At 61.5% G+C, this 23171-nt stretch carries 18 protein-coding genes and 1 riboswitch; of the genes, 12 read left to right on the forward strand and 6 right to left on the reverse strand.

Annotated elements, in window-relative coordinates; genetic code table 11:
• Window positions 1-145 precede the first annotated feature (145 nt).
• The 6 genes from BN4575_RS04505 (at window position 146) to cbl (ending at window position 5940) form a co-directional block, all read left to right on the forward strand.
• The gene (locus BN4575_RS04505) at window positions 146-1147 is read left to right on the forward strand and encodes a sulfate ABC transporter substrate-binding protein (protein WP_068977311.1); all 1002 of its coding nucleotides are present in this window, start codon (window positions 146-148) and stop codon (window positions 1145-1147) included.
• Window positions 1148-1203: 56 nt separating this feature from the next.
• Complete coding sequence (locus tag BN4575_RS04510) at window positions 1204-1779, forward strand: RBBP9/YdeN family alpha/beta hydrolase (RefSeq protein ID WP_068977312.1); 576 nt, start codon at window positions 1204-1206, stop codon at window positions 1777-1779.
• 270 nt (window positions 1780-2049) lie between these two features.
• Window positions 2050-2889, forward strand: coding sequence for a sulfate ABC transporter permease subunit CysT (gene cysT / locus BN4575_RS04515; protein WP_068977313.1), 840 nt, complete (start codon window positions 2050-2052; stop codon window positions 2887-2889).
• The gene (gene cysW, locus BN4575_RS04520; protein ID WP_033113998.1) at window positions 2886-3776 is read left to right on the forward strand and encodes a sulfate ABC transporter permease subunit CysW; all 891 of its coding nucleotides are present in this window, start codon (window positions 2886-2888) and stop codon (window positions 3774-3776) included. Before cysT ends, cysW begins: the two co-directional genes overlap by 4 nt.
• 27 nt (window positions 3777-3803) lie before the next feature.
• Window positions 3804-4871: a sulfate/molybdate ABC transporter ATP-binding protein gene (locus BN4575_RS04525; protein WP_042024145.1), complete on the forward strand. Its 1068-nt coding sequence runs from the start codon at window positions 3804-3806 to the stop codon at window positions 4869-4871.
• A 121-nt stretch (window positions 4872-4992) separates the two neighbouring features.
• On the forward strand, window positions 4993-5940 hold the full coding sequence (cbl, locus tag BN4575_RS04530; RefSeq protein WP_068977314.1) for an HTH-type transcriptional regulator Cbl: 948 nt from the start codon (window positions 4993-4995) through the stop codon (window positions 5938-5940).
• A 73-nt stretch (window positions 5941-6013) separates the two neighbouring features.
• Here the strand turns inward: cbl and gbpA are convergent, their stop codons facing one another.
• Together gbpA and BN4575_RS04540 are read right to left on the reverse strand one after the other, a co-directional pair.
• Window positions 6014-7438 (reverse strand): N-acetylglucosamine-binding protein GbpA, encoded by a 1425-nt coding sequence (gene gbpA / locus BN4575_RS04535; protein ID WP_068977315.1) that lies wholly within the window; start codon window positions 7436-7438, stop codon window positions 6014-6016.
• 71 nt (window positions 7439-7509) lie between these two features.
• Window positions 7510-7591: riboswitch (cyclic di-GMP riboswitch) on the reverse strand.
• Between the two features lie 255 nt (window positions 7592-7846).
• On the reverse strand, window positions 7847-9535 hold the full coding sequence (locus tag BN4575_RS04540; protein WP_068977316.1) for a methyl-accepting chemotaxis protein: 1689 nt from the start codon (window positions 9533-9535) through the stop codon (window positions 7847-7849).
• Window positions 9536-9812: 277 nt separating this feature from the next.
• Here BN4575_RS04540 and BN4575_RS04545 point away from each other — a divergent pair, with 277 nt between their 5' ends.
• The gene (locus tag BN4575_RS04545) at window positions 9813-11678 is read left to right on the forward strand and encodes a M3 family metallopeptidase (protein WP_068977317.1); all 1866 of its coding nucleotides are present in this window, start codon (window positions 9813-9815) and stop codon (window positions 11676-11678) included.
• An 82-nt stretch (window positions 11679-11760) separates the two neighbouring features.
• Here BN4575_RS04545 and BN4575_RS04550 read toward each other — a convergent pair whose 3' ends face one another.
• The gene (locus tag BN4575_RS04550; protein WP_068977318.1) at window positions 11761-11994 is read right to left on the reverse strand and encodes a hypothetical protein; all 234 of its coding nucleotides are present in this window, start codon (window positions 11992-11994) and stop codon (window positions 11761-11763) included.
• 306 nt (window positions 11995-12300) lie between these two features.
• Here BN4575_RS04550 and BN4575_RS04555 point away from each other — a divergent pair, with 306 nt between their 5' ends.
• Complete coding sequence (locus BN4575_RS04555; protein ID WP_068977319.1) at window positions 12301-13605, forward strand: ferredoxin reductase family protein; 1305 nt, start codon at window positions 12301-12303, stop codon at window positions 13603-13605.
• A 10-nt stretch (window positions 13606-13615) separates the two neighbouring features.
• Here BN4575_RS04555 and BN4575_RS04560 read toward each other — a convergent pair whose 3' ends face one another.
• The gene (locus BN4575_RS04560; protein WP_068977320.1) at window positions 13616-16783 is read right to left on the reverse strand and encodes a S41 family peptidase; all 3168 of its coding nucleotides are present in this window, start codon (window positions 16781-16783) and stop codon (window positions 13616-13618) included.
• Between the two features lie 279 nt (window positions 16784-17062).
• On the opposite strand from BN4575_RS04560, the gene BN4575_RS04565 reads away from it, so the two are divergent.
• From BN4575_RS04565 to BN4575_RS04580, 4 genes are all read left to right on the forward strand, one after another.
• The gene (locus BN4575_RS04565; protein ID WP_042024159.1) at window positions 17063-17542 is read left to right on the forward strand and encodes a L,D-transpeptidase family protein; all 480 of its coding nucleotides are present in this window, start codon (window positions 17063-17065) and stop codon (window positions 17540-17542) included.
• A gap of 164 nt (window positions 17543-17706) precedes the next feature.
• Window positions 17707-19233: a YjjI family glycine radical enzyme gene (locus BN4575_RS04570; RefSeq protein WP_068977321.1), complete on the forward strand. Its 1527-nt coding sequence runs from the start codon at window positions 17707-17709 to the stop codon at window positions 19231-19233.
• An 11-nt stretch (window positions 19234-19244) separates the two neighbouring features.
• Window positions 19245-20147 carry a YjjW family glycine radical enzyme activase gene (locus BN4575_RS04575; protein ID WP_068977322.1) on the forward strand — a complete coding sequence of 301 codons (903 nt, stop codon included), beginning with the start codon at window positions 19245-19247 and terminating at the stop codon, window positions 20145-20147.
• A 138-nt stretch (window positions 20148-20285) separates the two neighbouring features.
• Complete coding sequence (locus BN4575_RS04580) at window positions 20286-20609, forward strand: DUF1820 family protein (protein ID WP_068977323.1); 324 nt, start codon at window positions 20286-20288, stop codon at window positions 20607-20609.
• Window positions 20610-20672: 63 nt separating this feature from the next.
• Here the strand turns inward: BN4575_RS04580 and BN4575_RS04585 are convergent, their stop codons facing one another.
• Both BN4575_RS04585 and BN4575_RS04590 read right to left on the reverse strand, forming a co-directional pair.
• Window positions 20673-21605 carry a LysR family transcriptional regulator gene (locus BN4575_RS04585; RefSeq protein WP_042024164.1) on the reverse strand — a complete coding sequence of 311 codons (933 nt, stop codon included), beginning with the start codon at window positions 21603-21605 and terminating at the stop codon, window positions 20673-20675.
• Between the two features lie 287 nt (window positions 21606-21892).
• Window positions 21893-23089 (reverse strand): amino acid aminotransferase, encoded by a 1197-nt coding sequence (locus BN4575_RS04590; protein WP_068977324.1) that lies wholly within the window; start codon window positions 23087-23089, stop codon window positions 21893-21895.
• Window positions 23090-23171: the final 82 nt, after the last annotated feature.

Below are 23171 nucleotides of genomic sequence, written 5' to 3' on the forward strand. Positions count from 1 at the left end.
AGCTCACAGAGTCTGCGTCCGGCTCCCTGTGCGGGGTGAGGGGCTGATATGAACAAAAGAGATAAGCAAAGAGCTATTTCTTTCTTCTCGGCATAACAACTCCACGGCATGCTGCTCTCAACCCAACGAGATATGGAGTATCACCATGAAACTGCGAATGACCGCCCTGACCCTGCTCTCCCTGCTGGCATTTGGCCAGGCCAATGCCGCCGAGATCCGCCTGCTTAACGTCTCCTACGATCCGACCCGCGAGTTGTTTCAGGAGTACAACGCCGCTTTTGCCAAGGAGTGGAAGGCGAAGACTGGCGATGACGTGGTGGTGAGCCAGTCTCACGGTGGTTCCGGCAAGCAGGCCCGCGCCGTGGTGGATGGGCTGGAGGCCGACGTGGTGTCGCTGGCACTGGCCTATGACGTCAATGCCATCGCCAAGGAGGGATTAATCGCCGCCGACTGGCAGAGCCGCCTCGGCAACAATGCCGCACCCTATACCTCCACCATCGTTTTCCTGGTGCGCAAGGGCAATCCCAAGCAGATCAAGGATTGGGATGATCTGGTGCGCAAGGATGTGGCCATCGTCACCCCCAACCCCAAGACCTCCGGCGGGGCGCGCTGGAACTATCTGGCCGCCTGGGGTTACGCCCTGAAAAAAAGCGGCAGTGAAGAGGGGGCCAAGCAGTTTGTCGGCGATCTCTACAAGAACGTGAAGGTGCTCGACTCCGGCGCTCGCGGTGCCACAACCAGCTTTACCGAGCGCGGTCTCGGTGACGTGCTGCTGGCGTGGGAGAACGAAGCCCTGCTGGTGCTTGGTCAGGCGGGTGCCAGCGACAAGTTCGAGCTGGTAGTGCCTTCTGTCTCCATTCTGGCGGAGCCGCCGGTTGCGGTGGTGGACAAGGTGGCCAAGAAGCATGGCACCGAAGCGGTATCCAAGGCGTACCTCGACTACCTCTACTCCGACGAGGGGCAGCATATCGTCGCCAAACATCACTATCGCCCCAGCAACCCGGCGATCCTGAAGGAGACGGCGGCGCAGTTCCCGCAGCTTGCCCTCTTTACCGTCAAGGATCTGGAAGGGGATTGGGAGAAGGCCCAGAAGAAGCACTTCGCCCAGGGTGGTCTGTTTGACCAGATCTACCAGCCGGGTCGTTGATAGCCGCTATATCCATCACTGAACTGGCCCCTGTGCCAGCCGATAGGAGCACCAAGATGAACAAGATCCTCCTGGTTCCCGGTCTGCACAACAGCGGGCCGGATCACTGGCAGAGCCGCTGGCACGATCACTTTCCCCAATGGCAGCGCATGACGGGGTTGCCGTGGGACAAGCCAGACCTCAGGGTCTGGAGTGCCAAGCTGGCGAGCAAGCTTAAAAGTCGTCGCAGTAGGGTCCATCTGGTGGCCCACTCCTTCGGCGCGCTGACCGCCATCGCGGCGGCCCGCTTGCAGCCGGAGAAGGTCGCCTCGATTTTTCTGGTGGCCCCCGCCGATCCCGCCCGTTTTGGCATTGTGGATGAGGCCTTGGCCGAGCCGCTGCAGGTGTCGGCCCAGCTGGTGGCCAGCCGCAACGATCCCTGGATGAGCTTTGAGCGGGCCGAATACTGGAGCCGTCAGTGGCAGGTGCCGCTGTTTGATGCCGGTGAGGCGGGCCATATCAATGCCCAATCCGGTCATGGGGATTGGCATCAGGGGCTGAATTTGCTGGGTGCTCTATATCGTCGCGGCGAGCTGGTGGTGGCACCGGTCAAGGCCGCCTCTGCTCGGCCCGTGGTGCTCGGTTTTCGCTAGTTATCTGTGAAGTGGTTGGAGGGCTGGCGATCGCGCGGTTCGCTGGTTGCGCCATGCCCTGTTCTTTGAATGTTGCGCTCCGTATTGCTCCATTTCTTAGGTCTTTTATTTATATAAAAGACCTTTTTTTATTTGGATCGCTCTAAAAGCCTTGTCCCACCGTTGTTAGACAAAAAAGTAATTAGCAAAGTCGCAAACGGTGTTTGTTGCTGACAGGAAGAGTGCGCAGAATCACCATATCTTAAATTATTCATAACAGACGGACGTGTTATGCGATTTGGTTCTTATTCTGTCTTGCCGGGTTTCGGCCCCACCCTTGGCTTCACTCTGCTCTATCTGGGCGTGCTGGTGCTGTTACCGCTCTCGGCACTGGTGCTGTTTGCGGTCAACAACCTGACCGCCGCCGAGTTCTGGCAGGTGATCGGTTCGCCGCGAGTGCTCGCCTCTTTTCGCCTGAGTTTCGGCGCGGCTTTTATTGCGGCGCTGCTTAACAGTCTGTTCGGGCTGATCCTGGCCTGGATCCTGGTGCGCTACAGCTTCCCCGGTCGCCGACTGGTGGATGCGCTGATCGACCTGCCATTTGCCATGCCGACCGCCGTCTCCGGTATCGCCCTGTGTGCCATCTTCGCCCCCAACGGCTGGATTGGTCAGTGGGTCGCCCCCTTTGGTATCGAACTCGCCTACAACCCAATCGGGGTGGTGATTGCCCTCACCTTTATCGGATTGCCGTTTGTGGTTCGCACCCTGCAGCCGGTGCTGCGGGAGGCCGAGAGCGAGCAGGAGGAGGCGGCCGCCAGCCTCGGCGCCGATCGCTGGCAGACCTTTCTGCGGGTGCTCTGGCCGACTCTGGTGCCGGCCCTGCTCACCGGCTTTGCGCTGGCGTTTGCCCGCGGGGTGGGGGAGTACGGCTCTGTCATCTTTATCGCAGGCAACCTGCCGATGGTTTCCGAAATCGCGCCGCTGATGATCATGAGCCATCTGGAGGAGTACGACTACGCGGGCGCCTCCGCCATCGCCGTGGTGATGCTGCTGATTTCATTCATTTTGTTACTGCTAATCAACAAGTTGCAGGCCTGGAGCTGGTCTCGCATCGGAGGGAGCCGGATATGAGTTCATCTGCTATCGCCATTGAGGTCGCCCCTGTGGAGGCGGCCCCTGTTCGCAAGGCACCGGTCGTGATCCGCGAACCCCAGTGGGTCAAGTGGTTGCTGATCACTGTGGGTCTCGGCTGGTTTGCCGCCCTGTTGCTGCTGCCGCTGGCCACCGTCTTTATTCAGGCGCTGACGCCGGGGCTCGCCTTCTTCTGGCACGCCATCAGCGAGCCGGATGCCCTGAGCGCCCTTGGCCTCACCGCGCTGGTGACCCTCTGCGCGGTTCCCCTCAACCTGCTGTTCGGGATCGCGGCGGCCTGGGCCATCGCCCGTTTCCGCTTTCCCGGTCGTCAGCTGCTCATCACCATCATCGATCTGCCGTTTTCGGTGTCGCCGGTGATTGCCGGTCTGATGCTGGTGCTGCTGTTTGGCAGCCGCGGCTGGTTTGGTGACTGGCTGAGCGAGCACGACATCAAGATCATCTTCGCGACGCCGGGGATCATCCTGGCCACCACCTTTATTACCGTGCCCTTCGTGGTACGCGAGCTGCTGCCCCAGATGGAGGCACGCGGCCCGGAAGAGGAGGAGGCGGCCATCATGCTGGGGGCGAGCGGCCTGCAGATGTTCTGGCGGGTCACCCTGCCCGGCATCCGCTGGAGCCTGATGTATGGCCTGCTGCTCTGTACCGCCCGGGCGGTGGGGGAGTTTGGCGCCGTGTCGGTGGTCTCCGGCCATATTCGCGGCCAGACCAACACCCTGCCGCTGCATATCGAGATCCTCTACAACGAGTACCAGACCGGCGCCGCCTTTGCGGTGGCCAGCCTGCTGGCCCTGTTCGGGATCTTCACCCTGCTGGGGGAAACCCTGTTGGCCCGGTTGCGTGGTCAGCCTACCAAGTCCCACTGATTTGACGATTATTGAGAAGAGGCATCCATGAGCATTCAGGTTCAACAACTTAACAAGCATTTCAATCAGTACGCGGCGCTGGCAGACATCAACCTCGACTTTCACGACGGTGAGCTGGTGGCGCTGCTTGGTCCCTCCGGTTGTGGCAAGACCACGTTGCTGCGGATCATCGCCGGGCTGGAGCAGGCCGACAGTGGCAGCGTCATCATCCGTGGCGAGGATGCCTCCGACCTGCACGTGCGTGAGCGTAACGTCGGCTTCGTATTCCAGCACTACGCCCTGTTTCGCCACATGACGGTGTTTGAGAACGTGGCGTTTGGCTTGCGGGTCAAGCCGCGCAGTGAGCGCCCGGCGGAGGCGGCCATTCGCGCCCGGGTCAAGGAGCTGCTGGATCTGGTGCAGCTTAGCCACGTGGCCGAGCGCTACCCGACCCAGCTCTCCGGCGGTCAGCGCCAGCGGGTCGCACTGGCCCGCGCACTGGCGGTGCAGCCCAAGGTGCTGCTGCTGGACGAGCCCTTCGGCGCCCTCGATGCCCAGGTGCGCAAGGAGCTGCGCCGCTGGCTGCGCGAGCTGCACGACGAGCTGCACGTCACCAGCCTGTTCGTCACCCACGATCAGGAAGAGGCGCTGGAGGTGGCGGATCGGGTGGTGCTGATGAACGCCGGACGGGTCGAGCAGATCGGCACCCCGGCCGAGGTCTACGACCAGCCTGCCAGCTCCTTCGTCCACAGCTTCCTTGGCAGCGTCAACCAGTTTCGCGGCCGGGTAGCCGAGCAGGGGTTCGGTATCGGAGAGCAGTTGCTCGGCGGGCCGTCGGCCTCTCATCTGGCCCACGGCAGTGCCGCCATCGCCTATGTGCGTCCCCATGAGCTGGAGATCTTGCCAGCCGATGCGCCGGGCGGGATCCGCGCCACCATTACCCGCTTGCTGCCCATGGGGCCCCGCATTCGGGTGGAGCTGCGTGGCGATGGCGAGACCAAAGGTGCCCACTATGAGGCGGAGCTGACCAAAGAGGCGGCCAAACTATTTGCGCCGGGGCAGGGGGTGAGGCTGGTGGCCAGACAGGCGCAGTTCTATCCCGACTACCAGATTTGATGCTGTGTTACGGGCGGTGGAACCACCCGGTTCAGGCTGTCAGCCGGGCGTGATCCCGGCCATATAACAAAAACAAGGGGGTGGCCGAGCCGTGTCGCCATCCTTCGCAGGAGGCGACAAAGTGAATTTTCAGCAGTTACGAATTATCCGGGAGGCGGCGCGGCGGGATTACAACCTGACCGAGGTGGCCAACGCGCTCTTTACTTCCCAATCCGGGGTGAGCCGCCATATCCGCGAGCTGGAAGAGGAGCTTGGCATCGAGCTATTTATCCGCTACGGCAAGCGGCTGCTCGGCATGACCGAGCCGGGCAAGGAGCTGCTGGTGATTGCCGAGCGTATCCTGGGTGACGCCAACAATATCCGCAAACTGGCCAGCACCTTTGCCAACCGCGACTCGGGTCGCTTGCTGGTGGCGACCACCCATACCCAGGCCCGCTATGCGCTGCCGCGGGTGGTGAAGGCGTTTCGCGAGCAGTTCCCGCTGGTGCAGCTGGAGCTGCGTCAGGGCAGCCCGGAGGAGATAGTGCGGCTGGTGCAGACCGGCGAGGTGGATATCGGCATCAGCAGCGAGCAGCTCGACAAGAGCGAAGGGGTGGTGGCATTTCCCTACTACCGCTGGCACCACAACATCGTGGTGCCCGAGCACCATCCGCTGGCTGGCGAGCGGGCTCTGACCCTGGCGGCGCTGGCCAACTGGCCCATCGTCACCTATCAAGCCGGGTTGACCGGGCGGGTACGGGTGGACGAGGCCTTTGCCGAGGCGGGCATCGAGCCGCAGATCCTGCTGACGGCGCAGGACTCCGATGTCATCAAGACCTATGTCGAGCTGGAGATGGGGGTCGGCATTCTGGCCGATATGGCGTTCGATCCCCAGCGCGATCAGGGGCTGGTGCAGCTCGACGGCAGCCATCTGTTTGCCCCGCACACCGCCTGGATTGGCCTCAAGCAGGGGCAGTTCCATCACAACTTCGCCTGGCAGTTTATCCAGCTCTGCAACCCCGAGCTGGCGCTGGCGGATATTCAGGCCCGCGCCATGGGCAGCGAGCCCGCCATCGACTTCCAGATTTGAGGTCGGAAGAGAAGACAAGAAGGGGAGCCAATGGCTCCCCGTTTTATTGATGGTGTCATGGCCCGGTGCGGGATCAGTTCAGTTCAATCCAGGCATCTTGCCAGTTGGAACCGACACCCGGCTCATAGTGGGTGGCGGTGGTGGCCCACTGCACGCAGTAGCCGTTGTAGGGGAACGGCTTGCACTGATAGACCTTGCCATTTTTCGGCTGCAGTACCTTGGTACCGGCGGTGTAGGACTTGATGTCGTTCGGGAAGACGAACTGGTAGTCGCCGCCACTGCTTGCCTCTTTAAACATCAGGTCCATGGTCTGCTGGATGGCTTCGCCGCCTGCTTTTGGCATGCCTTTGATCACCAGTTGATGATGGCCTGCTTTGAGCCCTTCCAGTGCCATGCTGAAGGTGTGGCTGCTGTCCTTGATATCGGCACTGCTCTGGCCTTTGGCGACACCGCCGTGGTCATACAGGGTATTGGTGACGGCCAGATCCCCTTGTGCAGTAACGGTAAAATCGAGAGTGACTTTGCCATCTTCAAGCACATAGTCGCTGGCCAAACCGCTGACGCTGACGGTGTCTACGACCGGTGGTTTCAGTTGCAGCAGGTCAATCTCGACTCGCTCCAGATTGCTGCCGCGCTTCAGATAGACAGGGTTCATGCCGTAGATCGGGTTGAACTCGCCATTGGCGCTCTGTTGGCCGGCGCGGATCTGGCTCTGCTCGGCGTTGATCTTGGTTGCCAGCGCATGAGTCCAGTTATTTTTCAGGCCTTGCTCATTGCTGGTAATGGTCAGCACGGTCTGCAGCTCGTGGCGCTCGCCGATGGCATCGAATACCCGGGTTACTGCCTTGTCGCCGATGGTCAGATCGATGGAGGGATAGATGGTGCCAGCCTGGCTCCACTCCAGCGGTGGCTGATTGCCATCCTTGAACTGGGCATCAATCATGTTGTAGAAGCTGTTGGCGGTATCACCCACTTCCCACACACCCAGGATGACCTGGTAACCGGTGCGCTCTGGCAGGTTGCACTGATGAGTGACCTGCTTGGGTGGCTGCACCATGTTGCCTTCAATGACGCAGAAGGGATTAAGGTCAAACGAGGCGCGAGTCAGCGGCTGGTTGGGGTTCCAATCCTGCTTGGTCAGGTAGTAACGCCAGTTGCGGGTCACGTGGTTGGCGGTGAAGGTCCAGCTGATGGCAAAGGGGCCAGCTTGTACATCACGTTTGGTCCAGCGATCGCTGGTCTGAACGTTCAGTTCGCTCCAGCGCGGGCTGCCCGCCGAGGCGATCTGACCATCTTGCGGGCCAGACTGCGGGAAGCCGGAGGGGCCTTCCACGCTTTGTGGCTCCCACTGCACGCCGCCACACTGGCTATTGCCGCCGGTCTTGCACAGGTAGTTGCGACTTTCGGGTTGGCTAATATAACCGTGGGCCAGGGCGCTGCCGCTGACCAGTAGTGCCAGTGCCGCTGCGGCATGACTAAGGTGGGTGTTTGCTGCCATATATTCCTCTGGGAACTAGAACTGGGCAGTCAATGGGCGATAGCTGGCGGGTGTCAGCACCCCATGGATGGAGTGGTAACCCCGCTATCCTGCAGTGTCGAAGGACCGGAGGCTTTGCGTCCTGATTTTACAATCAGTTTGCCAATTGACTATGTAAGGTGGCCGGAGCCAGATAATCTGAGAGACTATATCAATCAATGATTAATGTGTTAAGAATAAACGTTTAACTGAGATTTCAGGCTGACCTATTGTCTGCTTAAGTATCTGTTTTTCTTTTTTCCTTTGTTATCGCGCCAAGTGGTCGTGTCGCTTTTTTGTGCCTTAAGTTGTGCGCGCAATGTGGCTTTGGTGGTTTTAGCTGTGGTCAATCATCGCCAGCCTTGTTGCTGGCGATGATTGTGTCGTGGATCAGTGGCGGGCGCTCTGTTCTGTGACGGTTCGGGGGCTTGCATGGGGGATTTGCATCGGGGTGATAGTCGACTCCTTGCCCAGTTTAAACACCGCAAGCCGCTCATCCAGACTGCGGGAGAGGCCAGCAAGCAGCTCACTTTCTTGGGCCAGTTGTGAGGCGGACTGGGACATCTCCAGCGCCGAGTCGTTGATGCCGCTGACGTTGCGGTTCATATCCTCGGCTACCATGCTCTGCTGCTCGGCAGCGGTGGCAATCTGGGTCGCCATATCGCTCACATGCTGGATGCGGTTGACGATTTGGGTGAGATCCTGACCTGCCTGGCGTGACTGATTGACGCTGCTCTCCGCCAGTTTGCGGCTGGCATCCATGGCGCTGGCTGCACTAACGGCTCGCTGTTGCAGTTGGGCAATGGTGCTCTGGATCTCTTCGGTGGACTGGCGGGTGCGGCTGGCCAGCTGGCGCACCTCGTCGGCCACCACGGCAAAGCCACGGCCCTGCTCGCCGGCCCGTGCTGCCTCGATGGCGGCATTGAGGGCCAACAGGTTGGTCTGTTCCGAAATGGCGCTGATAACAGCCGTCACTTCGCTGATCTGCATCACCCCCTCCTTGAGCTGATTGACTTGCACGGTTGCCTGTTCCACCTCGGTAGCCAGCGCCTGAATACCGTGAACGCTGGCATGGACATCCTGGTTGCCCAAGCCTGCTTCACTGGTGGCATCCTGGGTATCGCGGGCGGTATTTTCAGCATGACCCGCCACATCGGTGATGGTGGCACTCATCTCGTTCATGGCGGTGGCGAGCTGGGCCAGTTGATCCCGCTGGCTGGTGACAGCCTGGTTGGTCTGCTCGGCAGAGGCGGCGATGCGCAGGGCGGCATCCGCCACGTTGCGGGCCCCCAGACTTGCTTCCAGCAGGGCGTGACGGATGGCATCCAGACTCTGGTTGGTGCAGCGGGCGACCATACCCAACTCATCCTTGCCGTGCACCGGGATGCTCACCACCAGATCGCCCTTGGCAACCCGTTGCATGGCGTGGTTGATCTGATTGAGGGGGGCGACAATGGAGTGAGTGATGCGCCAGCCCAGCAGCCCCATCAGCAAGACCGCGATGGCGGTGGCGGTACCCATTTTCATGTATTGGGCCCAGATGGTCTGCTGGATATCCTGCAGTAGCATGCCTGAACCGAGGATCCAGCCCCAGGGTTGATAGCCGGAGACCATGGAGAGCTTGTCAGCCGTTTCGCCTGACGGACCGGTCCAGACATATTGCAGGGTGCCCTGTTTTCCCCCTTTGGCGATATCCACCATCTGGAACCAGAACTGCCCTGCGGTGGCGGCCCCCCCTTCCCCCATCTTCTGACCGACCAGCTCGGGGCGGATAGGGTGCACTAGCATGGTGCGGTTCTCGTCGATGACAAACAGGTAGTTGTTGCCATCAAAGCGGGTGTTGGTCAGCAGCTTGCGCGCTTCCTGCTGCGCCTGCTCTGCTGGCAAGGTGCTGGCCAGAAACTGGATCTGGCTCATGGTCTGCCCCAGTACCGCATTGAGCCGCGCCTCTCGCTCGCTCATCAGATTGCGCTGGAGTGCATTGGCCGAGATAAACAGCAGCGAGATAAAACCGACAAATGCGACCGTGAGCAGCAAGATCAATTTGCGGCTCACAGTGATATCACCGAGCTTGAACATGACGAAACCCTCATTATCCCTATTGATGTGACGTGGCTCGTTACCGCGGTAGCCTAGTTTCATAAATTAACGACTCATTGTTGCAGCCGTTCGTCGGCCTTTTTCAAATGAGTGTTTTGACAACAGTATAGCCAGCAGACAGCGATACTCACTTTTTGGTAGCGTGTTCATGCGCGTCCCTGCGCCATTTTTGCCAAAGAGTGTGAATGGTTTGGCATTTCAGCAAAAAATAAGGAGTGGGCCCCGCTGCGGGTGCCCCCATAACAAGAGGGAATTTATGAGTTCCATTGCCAGGAATTACTTCAACCAGCTCAACGCCGACTACCTGCAGGTACACAGGTGCAAGGAGGATCTCTTCTGGTCCACCTATATGGGCACCAGCGACGATCAGCCCGGTTTCACCGCAGCCGAGCAGGCTTACAAGGCCTTTTGTGCCAATCCGGCCCGCCTTCCCGAATTGCGGGAGATGCTGGCGCAGGCCGAAGAGGACGATCTCAAACTCGGTCTGCAAGGCTGGATCGCCTTCTTCGAGTGCAACGTCATCGAAGATCCCGCCGCTGCCGCCTTGATGGATGAGCTGGTGGCTGCCGAGGCGGATCTGTTCGCCCGCCGCAAGGAGCTGAAGCTGACCTTGCTGGACGAGCAGGGGCAGCAAGTGGCCGGTAGTCTGCCTGCCGCCAGCACCTCGCTCGCCGCCAGCCCGAACGAGGCGGTTCGCCAGAGCGCGCTCGCCATGTTCCACACCCTGGAGCAGTGGGTGGTCGGCAACGGTTTTCTCGAGGTGGTGGCGATCCGCAACCGCTTTGCCCGCGCCATGGGCTATCGCGACTACTTCGACTACAAGGTGCGCAAGAACGAGCAGATGAGCCCGGAGCAACTGTTCGCCATCCTCGACGACTTCATTGCCCGCACCGACGTCCGGCTGCAACAGAGCCTCGCCGAGCTGAAAGCAGCCAAGGGGGAGGCGGCCCTGCTGCCCCACAACCTGCGTTACAGCGTGAGCGGCGACGTGACCCGCCAGCTCGACCCCTATGTGCCCTTCTCGCGGGCGCTGAAGGATTGGGTCGAGAGCTTCCGCCGTCTCGGCATCCAGTATCGCGGGGCGACTTTGACGCTGGACTTGCTGACTCGGGAGGGGAAATACGAGAACGGCTTCTGCCACGGCCCGGTGCCGAGCTTCTTCCAGCAGGGCGAGTGGGTGCCGGCGGTGGTCAACTTCACCAGCCTGGCCGACCCGGCGCAGGTGGGCAGCGGCTGGAACGGCCTCAATACCCTGTTCCACGAGGGGGGCCACGCCGCCCACTTTGCCAATGTCACCGGCAACGCCCCCTGCTTCTCGCAGGAGTTTCCGCCAACCTCCATGGCCTATGCCGAGACCCAGTCGATGTTCTGCGACAGCCTGCTGGACGATGCTGACTGGCTCAAACGCTATGCCAGAAACGCGGCGGGAGAGGTTATTCCCGATGCCCTCATCAAGGAGATGATCGCCGCACGCCAGCCGTTTCGTGCCTTCAACGAGCGCCAGATTGCGTTGGTGGCCTACTTCGAGCGGGATCTCTATGCCATGGATGAGGCCGAGCGCACTCCCGATGCAGTGCTGGCGCTGGCCCGCCAGTGGGAGCGCAAGATCGTCGGGGTCGAGAGCCCGCGTCCGCTGCTGGCCATTCCGCACCTCCTTAATCAGGAGTCGGCCTGCGCCTATCACGGCTACTTGCTGGCACTGATGGCGGTGGAACAGACCCGTGGCTACTTCCTGAAACGGGATGGCTACCTCACCGACAACCCGCGCATCGGGCCGGATCTGGCCGCCCACTACTGGGGGCCGGGCAACGGCATGAGTCACGATGAGACCCTGCGCAGCCTGACTGGCGAGGGATTCAGCGCGGTGCCGCTGGCCGAGGCGTGCAACCTGAGCGCCGCCGAGGCGTGGCAACAGGCTCAGGCCTGCATGGCCGCCGCCCAGAAACGTCCGGCTACGGGTGAGGGTTCCCCGCTCGATGCCCATATCCGGGTGGTACATGGCGCCGAGCTTATCGCCGACAACCGCGAGTCGGAAACCCGCATGCTGGCCGACTTTGAGGCGTGGATTACCCAGCGCTATTTTGTTGGGGATGTCAGAGAGGAGCTGAGCCGCGTGCAGTAAGTGATGTTATGGAGGCAGGCTTGTTCTGAATAGGCAACTGGCAGGAGGGGGGACCTTCCTGCCATTGTTTACTCATTATTCACTACTCATCGATTACCTTTTTTCCGCAATGTTCACAGATGACATGGCGTTCAAAGCGATCCATGTTGGCCAGAAAGGGGCCTGCCGCCCAGCCGGTAATGAAGTCCTTGATAAACTCTCTTCGCTTTTGCTCCGGTGTCGGCTGTTTGCCAAAGGATTTGTCGACCAGCACCACGACATGGTTGGTCTCGCGCTGACAGCTGGGGCAGAAGCGTTTTTCGGTGGATGCAAGCAAGGGGTTCTCCTTGTCCGTGGGCGGGTAATGGGTTCTCTCACCGCAGATATGAACAGTCCCCATTTGATTCCTTTTGCTGGCAGGGTGTCAACCAACCCAGAGACAACAGTTGCACTATTCCGCATGAAGAGAGGGCAAGCCAGCAAGCGCGACAAGGGGGGCCGTTCGGGGTCTCCATTGTTTCCGTTTGTCACACATTGCCACACAAGCTTCCCCCTCTGGCAAAGTCTTGTGACTAGTAGGGTTTTTAATGGCGTCATGAGCAGGGAGATGAGGCCCTGCAGCGAGGGAACCAAGGAGCATGTTATGACGGGCAAACGGATGTGGTGGCTGTTGCCGCTGCTGGCGGTCGGGGTCTGGTGGCTGGGCTATGCGGGGGATGCCAACGGGGTGTGGCCCTGGCGCCATGAGATGTTGTTGCTCACTGGCCTGCTGGGATTGACCTATATGGCGATTTCGCTGGTGCTGGCGTTGCGCCTGCCGCAGCTGGAGGTCTGGTGTGGCGGTCTGGATCGGATGTTGCGGTTGCACCGTCAGACGGCCATCGGGGGTGCATTGGCGCTGACCGCTCATTGGCTGCTGGTGGAGGCCCCCAAGTGGGCGGTCTCGGCAGGCTGGCTGAGTCGTCCCGCCCGGCGTGGGGCCAGCGGTGTCGGAGCTGGCGCCGGATCAGGTGCAGGCAATGGCATCTCGCTCCATGCCCTTGGCAATACCCTGGGGGAGTGGAGTTTTTATCTGCTGACCGCGCTGGTGGTGGTGAGCTTGCTGGCACTGGTGAGTTATGGCCGCTTTCGACTGATCCACCGGCTGGCACCGATCATCTATCTGGCGGGTTGGGGCCACGGGCTCTGCCTGTTGCCTCAGGTGGGGGCCATGACCCCCGTGGGGATATCGATCTGGTTGGTCGGTGGGCTGGGGGCTATCGGCGCCCTCTACTCTCTGCTGGGGCTAGTGGGGGCGCGGGATCGCCATCCGGGCCGGGTCATTGCGGTACGGGCGCTGGCGGATCAGACCTGCGAGTTGACCATGCAACTGGAGAGGCCGCTGACCCACTATCGCCCAGGCCAGTTTGCCTTCTTCGAGTTTGATGCCAAGGAGGGGCCGCATCCTTTTACCCTGGTGCGGGTGTCAGCGGATCGGCGGCAACTGGTGATCGCGGTGCGGGCGCTCGGGGATCACACCCGTCAGCTGGTGGCACAGGCTCGGGTGGGGGATGGTGTGGTGGTGACCGGGCCCTATGGCGCCTTTGTGGCGCCGGTTGGGGAGGGTAGATCTCTCTGGCTGGGCGCCGGGATCGGTATCACCCCCTTTGTCGCCTGGTTGGAGTCGTTGGCTGCACAAGGTGGCCGTGGCGAGGGGATCACCCTGATCCAGTGCGCGCCAGATATGGCGGGCGCCGTCTATCAACAGCGGCTGGCTGAACTTTGCCAGCGTACCGGGGTGAGTTACCAGCTGCATCTGGATAAAGTCGAGGGGCGACTGGATCTGGCTCGTGTCGCACAGCGTGCCTCTGGCTCGGTCTGGTTTTGCGGGCCCGAGGGGATGGCAGACGCCCTGACCCGGCTGTTGCCGGACGGGCGTCTGCATCGCGAGCTGTTTCGCTTTCGTTGAGCTCTGACCGTTACCGGGCGCTGGCTGGCAACTGCTTGAGCGCGGCGTGTACCGCCGCCGCCAGTTGCGGGTCGCGCCCGGCCACCATGTCGGCGGGGGTGAGCGGTACCTGCACGTCCGGGATCAGCTCCTGATTCTCATAGAAGGTGCCGTCCGGCTTGCGCAGCCCCAGGGTCGGAATGCCGTAGGCCAGCCCCGGGATCAACCGCGAGTCGTGGCTATACACCATGGTGCCGGTGCCCGGCACTGGCTCTCCGACAATGGGACCAATCTTCAGGGCGCGGTAGTATTCGGGAAAGGCCGACCCTTCCGAGTAGCTGCCAGCATTGACCAGCACCACCGAGGGCTTGGTCCACTGGCGGGTGGCTGCGTCGGTCTCTCCCTTGCCAAGCCGTGGCCAGCTGCTGGCCATCCCTTTGGTGCTGCCGTTGCCGGTCAGGAACTCCACCAGGGTATTGGCCAGATATCCCCCCTTGTTGAAGCGAACATCGACGATCAGCGCCTCACTGCTGCGCAGTCGCCCGAGCGCCTCCGCCACCAGCTCTTCATAGACGGCACTGTTCATCTCCGGTAGATAGACATAGCCCACCTTGCCATCGCTCAGTTGTGCGACCAGCTCTCGCCGCTTGGCAATCCAGCTATCGAGTTGCAGGCGATATTCCTGTTGCAGGTCGATGGCGCTGACTTCGATCTCGTCAGGATCTTTGCTGCCGGTTTGCTGGAAGGTGAGGGCAAGCCGGGCACCGGCCTGATGGTTGAGGGCCTGATCCAGCTCGGCCAGATTGGCAATCGGGGCACCGTTAATGGCAAGCAGGCGAGCACCCGGGGCGATATCGCTCTCCTGATCCAGCGGGCCGCCCGCCAGCAGGGCGCTGAGCACTACCCCGTGCTCACTCTCTTGCCAGTAGCCGCCAAGGCTGGCGGTGTCGTCCGCCATGCGCGGGAAGGGGGCCGGGCCATCCCCCCAGGTGTGGGAGACATTCAGCTCACCGGCCAGCTCTGCCAGCAATTTGCCAAAATCCCGCGGGTTGCCGATACCCGGCAGCAGGCGGCGGTAAGACGCGACATAGCTATCCCACTCCACGCCGTTCATATCATCCCGATAGAACTCATCCCGGGTGAGCCGGGCTATTTGATCGAAGGCGGCCTCCATCCGTCCTTGCCAGCGGACATCGGACTGCAGAGTGAACGGGGCCGTGATAGCTTCGCCAGACTCCAGGGTGATCTGGCTGATCTCCCCATCCCGTACCAGGGTCGCGAGGGTGGCCTGCTGATTGAGGCTGGCCAATGCCGGGCCCGGTTGCTCGGCAAACAGCAGCTTGGTATCACCCTTGCGCAGATCCCTGGCGTACCCCTTGATCTCGCTCTCCTCGTTGGCGCCAATCTCTTCCACCAGGTAGATCAGCTGATCATCAACGATCCGGCTGGCCAGCAGATTGCCGGTAGGGAACAGTTGCAGTGCCTCTCGATGGGCAAGGCGATCGGTTTCAAAGCCATAGCCCTCCTTGGGGGGCACTTGTTCTGCCAGAAAGTCAGCCTTGGCGGCACGACTGCTATAGATGCCGAGCAGGTTGTTGCCAAGGGGTTCGCCATCGGCGGCCAGCACCCCGTACTTGGTCGATTGCCAATAGAGCACACCGCCATCCTGACTCCAGGCTGGCGCTCCATCCTGATAGCCGTTGAGGCTGACATTGACCGGCTTGGCCTTGGGGGCTCGGGTGTCGATGACAGCGATCTCCTGCTGGGCAGAGTCGGGGCGAAAGGTGATAGCCAGATGGCGGGAGTCGGGGGCAAAGGCGAAATGCGCCTCATGGCGCGAGGGGTTGAAGCTGGCAGGCACCAGCTCCCGCTCCTTGTTGCTCGCCAGATCCAGCAGATGGATAGCTTGCCCATCCACCACGAAGGCGAGCTGCTTGCCATCGGGGGAGAGCCGCGGTCGGCTGATCCCCTTGCCGGGAATGGCCAGCAGCAGGCTCTCGGTCAGGGTGCCGGGATCGCTGAATAGCCGATCCGGTTGCGTTTTGTGCAGCCGATAGAGGGCGGCAGTCCCATCCTGCTCGGAGAGGTAGATGAGGGAGTGTCCCTGCTCGGCATAGAGGGGGCTGGATTGCTCGCTCGGGGAGCGGGTGAGCAGGCGCACTCGCTCCCGTTCGGGATCGACGGCAAACAGGTTTCCCTCGCTCACCAGGATCAGCTCATTGCCCTCTTCATTGACCAGCGCTTCGTCCGCCAGTGTGAGCTGTTGGCTCTCCTCATCCGGTTCGCTGGCCACCTGCGGTGTGATCGCCAGCTTGCGTGGATCGCTGCTGCCGGCATCGAGGCGATAGAGCTCCCCCAGCCATGACCAGACCAGATCCCCGGCTCGGGAGGCGCTGAGCCCCCGCACCGGATGGCCCTGATAGTGGGTCAGCTGTTGCTCCTGACCGCTGGCAAGATCGCGGCGCCAGACGTTGAAATCGCCGCTGCGCTCACTCAGGTAAAAGAGGCTATCCCCCTTGTCGCTCCAGACCGGATCGGTGGCCGCAACCCGATCTTCGGTCAGCTGTTGGTGCTGCTGGCCATCAAACAGCCAGAGGCGGGGCACCGCGAACGAGTGCTGGTGCTTGCGAAAGGGCTGATCCATCGCCGGCATCTGGTAGGCGAGCTGCTGCCCACGGGGGCGAGCCAGGGTCGCGGGCAACGGCAGATCCGCCTGTAGCGTCCCCCCGCCAATGGGTGTCCAGTAGAGGGCGCTCCCCTGAATCCCTTCGGCCACGAAGTGGTCGGCATCCGCTGACCAGGGGCGCTGGCTGCTCAGTAGCAGCCGTTTGCCATCGGCGCTGAAGGCTTGTGGCAGGTCAGCGCGCGAATCGCGGGTGAGGCGCACCATGGCGCCGCCGCTGGCAGGCATCACGAACACATCCTCGTTGCCATAGAGGTTGGCGGCAAAGGCGAGCTGTTTGCCATCCGGCGACCAGACCGGCCGCTGGCTCAGGTAGTCGTTGCCGGTGAGCGCCGTGGCGGGGCCACCCTCAGCACTGGTCACAAAAATGCGCCCCTGCCAGGTGAAGGCAAGCTGCTTGCCATCGGGGGAGAGGGCTGGCTCGCGCAGCCAGAGTGCATCGGCCGCGAAGGTAGCGGGCAGCCAGAGCAGCAGCGGCGAGAACAGCAGGGTGGCGAGGCGGCACGAAGAGCCCATGGCATGATCCTGTCGGGGAGTGGAGTGTTATCTTCGCCGATCATTGCCCCGGGTGCCAGCGCGATAATTTTTGGTATCTTGTTGTTTTAACTGTTAATTGCCAACGCAAAATGACGGCGTTCAAGGCTGATGGCCTTGCAGCGGCAAGATATGTTTTGCCGGGCATATTGAGTATTGATGGCGATCCAATATCATGGCGCTCGCTCGCCGCTCGGCGGGCATAGTTCAGATGATCTGGTAACAAGAAAAGCCCGCACCAGAGGCTTGTCGAGGGATGGAATGAGAGCCGTATTACTGTGTTTGTTGGGGCTTTGGCCCGCATTGAGTTTTGCCTTTACCGAAAAAGCCGATTTGGTGGTGGTCAAGAAGTCGACCTATAGCCTGACCCTGATGAAGGATGGCAAAGAACTGAAGCGCTACTGGATTGCACTGGGCCCGGCGCCCAAGGGGCACAAGCAGCAGGAAGGGGATCAGCGTACGCCGGAAGGGCGCTACACCCTCGACTACAAGAAGACCAATTCCGGCTACTACAAAGCCATCCATATCAACTATCCGAATCTGGATGACATCAAGCGAGCCAATGAGCTGGGCGTTCGTCCGGGCGGCATGATCATGATCCACGGTCAGCGCAACAGCATTGGCAACCGCCGCTTGCAGCCATCCAACTGGACCAACGGCTGCATCGCCATGCTCAACCATGACCTTGATGAGGTGTGGAGTGCCATCGAACCGGGCACGCCCATCGTCATCGAGCCCTGATCCGCGTAACGGGGGCCTTGTCGGCAGACAAGGCCCCCGTTCTGTTTAGGGTGTGATCCTTTCTTGTGGATGTCTTTTTGAGACATTCGTATTGTTGTGAATGTCACTTCAAAAAAAGCCTGCAAAAGGTGAGGATATGGGCTCTGTCCGTGAAGGAGTGTCCCATGTCTTTGATCGAAACCTGTCAGCGCATCGTGCGCGATCCCCATCTCTCTGCCGCCCAGAAGAGCCATGCCCTGGCGCTGACCGCCGAGAATGCCTTGCCTTACCCCGATCTGCCTGCCGCAGTCGCCGAGGCGATGGATCAGGGATTTCTCTGTGACATGTTCGAAGGGCATGCTCCCTACAAGCCGCGCTATGTGCTGCCGGACTATGAAAAATTCCTGACTCAGGGCTCAGCCTGGCTGGAGCTGGCGGCGCCGCAGGATTTCGACGAGGCGCTCAACGCCCTGCGCATCCTCTATCACCATGTCCCCTCCGTCACCGGCATGCCGGTCTGGCTGGGTCGGCTCGACCATTTGCTGCTGCCGTTTGTCGGCGAGCTCGATGACGAGACCCTCTATCGCAAGCTGAAGGGGTTCTGGGTCTATCTGGACAGGGTGCTGCCGGACGCCTTCATGCACGTCAACATCGGGCCGGATGACAACCGTATCTGCCGCCTGATCCTGCGCATCGACAACGAGCTCAAGCAGGTGGCGCCGAACCTCACCTTCTTCCACGATCCGGAGCAGACCCCTGACAGCCTGCTGCTGCAGGCGGTTAAGAATATCGCCGAGTGCAGCAAGCCGCACATCGCCAACTACCCGATCCATCGCGACACATTCGACAATCGCGGCTTTGGCATCGTCAGCTGCTACAACGCCCTGCCGCAGGCCGGTGGCGCCAATACCCTGGTGCGTATCTCCCTCAAGCGGGTCGCCGAGCAGTGTCAGGGGATCGATGATTTCCTCGGCTGCCTGCTGCCCCACTACTGCCGTCTGGCCTCCCAGTTGATCGAGGCGCGTGCCGCTTTCCTCCATGATGAGTCCGGCTTCTTCGACAGCTTCCTGGTCAAGGAAGGGCTGCTGGATGAGGATCGCTTCGTCCCCATGTTCGGTATCTACGGCATGGCGGAAGCGGTCAATATCCTGATGGATAAAGAGAATCTGCCGGATCGCTACGGCCACAACGAGGAGGCGAACCAGCTTGGCTATCGCATCTCGGCCCAGCTCTCCGCCTATGTGACCACGACCCCGCAGACCCATGCCTGGGGTGGCCGTGCTTTGTTGCATTCTCAGGGTGGCCTCAGCGTCGATGTGGCCGTCACCCCCGGGGTGCGCATTCCCTACGGTCATGAGCCGGATCCCGCCAGCCATGTGCTGGCGCTGGCGCCGCACCACAGCTATTACCACTCGGGGATCAGCGAGATCCTGACGCTGGACCCCACCATCCGCCAGAACCCGCAGGCGCTGCTGCAGCTCTGCAAAGGGGCACTCGCCATCGGCATGCGTGAGTTCACCGCCAACGTGGCCGACAGCGATCTGGTGCGGGTGACCGGCTACATGATCCGCAAGAGCGACGTGGCCCGCTTCGCAGAGGAGGGCTCGCGGTTGCAGACCACCTGCCTCGGTGCCGAGGCGAGTGAAGTGACCGCCATCCGTCAGCGGGCACCGCGAGTGGTCGCACACGAATCGACCATCTGCGAGTATTGAGTTCGCTCCTGATGGCTGATGCCTTGCCAACACGCAGCGCCCTGGTGAGCAGGGTGCTGCCGTTCTCCTGTGTCGACGGGCCGGGCAACCGGCTGGTGCTGTTTCTGCAGGGGTGCAACTTTCGCTGCCCCGGTTGCCATAACCCGCACACCATTGGGCTGTGCGACGATTGCGGCGACTGCCTTGCGGTCTGCCCGAGCGGCGCCCTCACCCTTGCTGAGGGCCGCCCTGGCAAGCGCCGAGTGCGCTGGCAGGCGGCGCTCTGTACCGACTGCGACGCTTGTCTGGATGCCTGCCCGCGCAGTGCCAATCCCAAGACCGCCACCATGACGGTGGCCGAAGTGCTCGCCCTGCTGCGCCGCTACGGCCCGCTACTGAGCGGGATTACCGTCTCCGGCGGCGAGGCGACCACCCAGCTCCCCTTCGTGGTTGCGCTGTTTACCGCCATCAAGGCCGCGCCTGATCTGGCTCATCTCAGTTGCCTGCTCGACAGCAACGGCTCGCTGGCCGAGACCGGCTGGCAGCGACTGCTGCCAGTGCTCGACGGCGCCATGCTCGATCTCAAGGGGTGGCGCGACTCGGTGCATCACACCCTGACCGGCTATGGCCGCGAGCGGGTGCTGGCATCGCTGCAACTGCTGGCACGCCACGGCAAGCTGGCCGAACTGCGGCTGCTCCATGTGCCGGGCAAGAGCGATTTTCTGGATGGGAGTGGTGAGCTGGAACCGGATCTCACCGCCTTCCTGCAGCGGCTTGGGCCAGTGCCCATTCGCATCAACGGCTTTCGCCACCACGGGGTGCGCGGGGAGGCGGCGCAATGGCCGCAGGCTAGCCAAATCGAGCTGGAGCGGCTGGCCAACCGCTTGCGCGCGGCGCAATTGGGGCCGGTATCACTGCCTGCCTTGATGTTGTGAGCGGCTGCGTCACTTCGTGACCTGCATGGTATGGGGAGTTACATAGAAAGGATGCAACTGTGATTTCTGTCTATTGGAGGGGAGCGCAACGGCGGCTAGAATAATGGCCATCTTCCTCCCCCTCAATGACAGATAATCATGAGTGAAAGCAAGGCGTTATATCGGGTTCAGTTTATTTGCCACAGCGAGCGCTACGAAGTCTATGTGCGCGAAGTCAATCAGGGCCAGCTGTTCGGTTTTATCGAGATTGCCGACTTTGTCTGGGACAACCACACGGCGCTCATCGTCGATCCCAGTCATGAGAAGCTCAAGAGCGAATTTGCCGATGTATGCCACACCCTGATCCCCATGCATCAGGTGCTGCGCATCGATCAGGTCAGAAAGCAGGGGGCGGCCCGCATCACGGATCTGGGCAACAACGTCGCCTCCTTCCCCAGCCCCATCTACACCAAACGCCCCTGATCCCTCATTGCCGTTGATGTTTCGCCGTGGCGAAACATCAACTTGTCATGTCTGTCTCCCGGCTCAGGGTTGTATCAACTCGCGACCCAGTTGCAGGATCCGCTGGCGAAACCAGTGACGGGCCGAACCGTCACCGGCCGGGCCATACCAGACCAGACTGTGACTCACTTTGCCGTAATCAAACGGTGCCGGACGCAGCACCAGATCCGGCTGACTGGCCATGCAGGCCGCCCAGCCACCGATGGCGGTGAGGATCAGGTCAGTTTGGGGCAGCAGGGCCGCTGCGCTGGCAAAATCGGGCAGGGTGGCGCCAATCTGGCGACGTACCTGTTGCTGGGCCAGGCTCTGCTCGAAGAAGGGGTTGGCCAGCTCCTGATCCCGGATGGCGATATGGTGCCAGCTCAGGTAGGCATCGAGATCCCAGGGTTGGGTCAGTGCCGGGTGATCTTTACGCAGCAGGCAGACCAGCTTTTCTTCCCGCAGGGTCTCCCACACCAGACCCGGTTGGCGGGGCAAGGGTTGGCTCTGGTCATGGGGCAGGATCACAAAGTCGAGCTTGCCCGCTGCCAGCGCCTCCAGCCCCTTCTCATCCTTGTTCCAGATCTCTGGCACCATGCCCGGCACCTCCTTCATCAGCTGCCCCAGAATGGGGCCAACCGGCCAGGTCATCACGCTCTCGCGCAATCCTAGCCGCAAGCTGCCCTGCCACTGCTGGGGGTTGAAGGCATTTTGGCGGGTGAGACCGTCCAGCTCCCCCAGCAGCCGGTGCAGGGTGGGGGCCAGTCGATCGGCCATGGGGGTGAGCAGCAGCTGGTTGCCCTGACGATAGAGCAGTTGATCCCCCAGCAGATCCCGCAGCTGGTTGAGGGTCTTGCTGACGGTGGAGGGGGTGGTGCAGAGCCGCTCGGCGGTGCGGGTGACGCTCTGGTTGTCGAGCAGCAGGTGCAGGGTGACCAGATGGCGACCTCCCAGCCGAGAGAGAGCGATCAGATCCATAGTGGCTCCTGAAGTGGATGAAGATAAGCGGATGAAGATAAACAGGCTCGGAATCAGGGAGATTCAGCGTGACCGGCTGGCATTCTCTCACAGCCGAGAGAGGGGGAATTCAGATCCATAGTGGCTCCTGAAGATAAGTAGATGAAATAAACAGGCTCGGAATCAGGGAGATTCAGCGTGACCGGCTGGCATTCTCTCACAGCCGGAGGAGGGTGAGCAGATCCATCAAGAGGTGACTGTGAACGCAACAGACAAAAAAAGCCCCGCCAAAGCGGGGCTGGTGAGGATTAGCCCTTGAGCACGGCCGCCATGGCGTCGGCCACATAGTCGACGTTGCGACTGTTGAGACCCGCCACGCACATGCGACCGGAGCGCACCAGATAGACGGCGAACTCTTCGCGCAGGCGATCCACCTGATCCGGCGTGAAGCCGGTGTAGCTGAACATACCGCGCTGGTTGATGAAGTAGCTGAAATCGCGGCTCGGCACCTTGGCGCTCAGCACCTCGAACAGCTTCTGGCGCATCCCCTTGATGCGGGTGCGCATCTCGGTCACCTCATCGACCCACAGGGCGTGCAGCGCGGGCTGGCTCATCACCGCCGCGGTGATCTGGCCGCCGTGAGTGGGGGGGCTGGAGTAGTTGCGGCGCACGGTGGCCTTCATCTGACCCAGTACGCGGCTAGCTTCTTCGGCATCCTTGCAGATGACCGACAGGCCGCCGCAGCGCTCGCCGTAGAAGGAGAGGTTCTTGGAAAACGAGTTGCTGACGAAGAAGCTGACGCCGGCGGCCACCATGGCGCGGATGGCGTAGGCATCCTCTTCCAGTCCATCACCAAAGCCCTGATAGGCGATATCCATAAAGGGGATCAGGTTCTTCTCGACCACCAGCGCGATCACCTGATCCCACTGGGCGCGGGAGAGATCCACCCCGGTCGGGTTGTGGCAGCAGGGGTGCAGCAGCACGATGCTCTTGGCTGGCAAGGTGCTCAGGCAGTCGAGCATGGCATCGAACTGCACGCCGCCAGTAGCCGCATCGTAGTAGGGGTAGTCGTGCACCTTGATGCCGGCACCCTCGAACATCGCCTTGTGGTTGTCCCAGGTCGGATTGCTGACCCACACCTCGGAGGTCGGGAAGTAGCGCTTGAGCAGATCGGCGCCGATCTTCAGGGCGCCGGAGCCGCCGATGGTCTGGATGGTGGCGATGCGTCCCCCCTTGACCGCTTCATGGTCGGCACCAAACAGCAGATGTTGCACTGCGGTGCGGTAGTTGGCGGCGCCTTCCATCGGCTGGTAGGGGCGCGGCGCCGGGGCAGCTGCGCGCTGGGCTTCGGCCTGCTGCACTGACGGCAGCAGCGGAATACGGCCTTGCTCGTCGTAATAGAGGCCGATCCCCAGGTTCACCTTCTGCTCGCGGGTGTCTTTGTGGAAGGTCTCGACCAGGGTCAGGATGGGGTCGCCAGCATAGGCATCGACGTGTTCAAACATGGGGGATCCTTGAAATTGACTGTCCAGTAAAACCGGCGGTCAGCCGGGCTGGACATCATGGCGTAATCCCCATTACGCCTCA

The sequence above is a fragment of the Aeromonas sp. EERV15 genome (assembly GCF_900079845.1).
GTDB lineage: Bacteria > Pseudomonadota > Gammaproteobacteria > Enterobacterales > Aeromonadaceae > Aeromonas > Aeromonas sobria.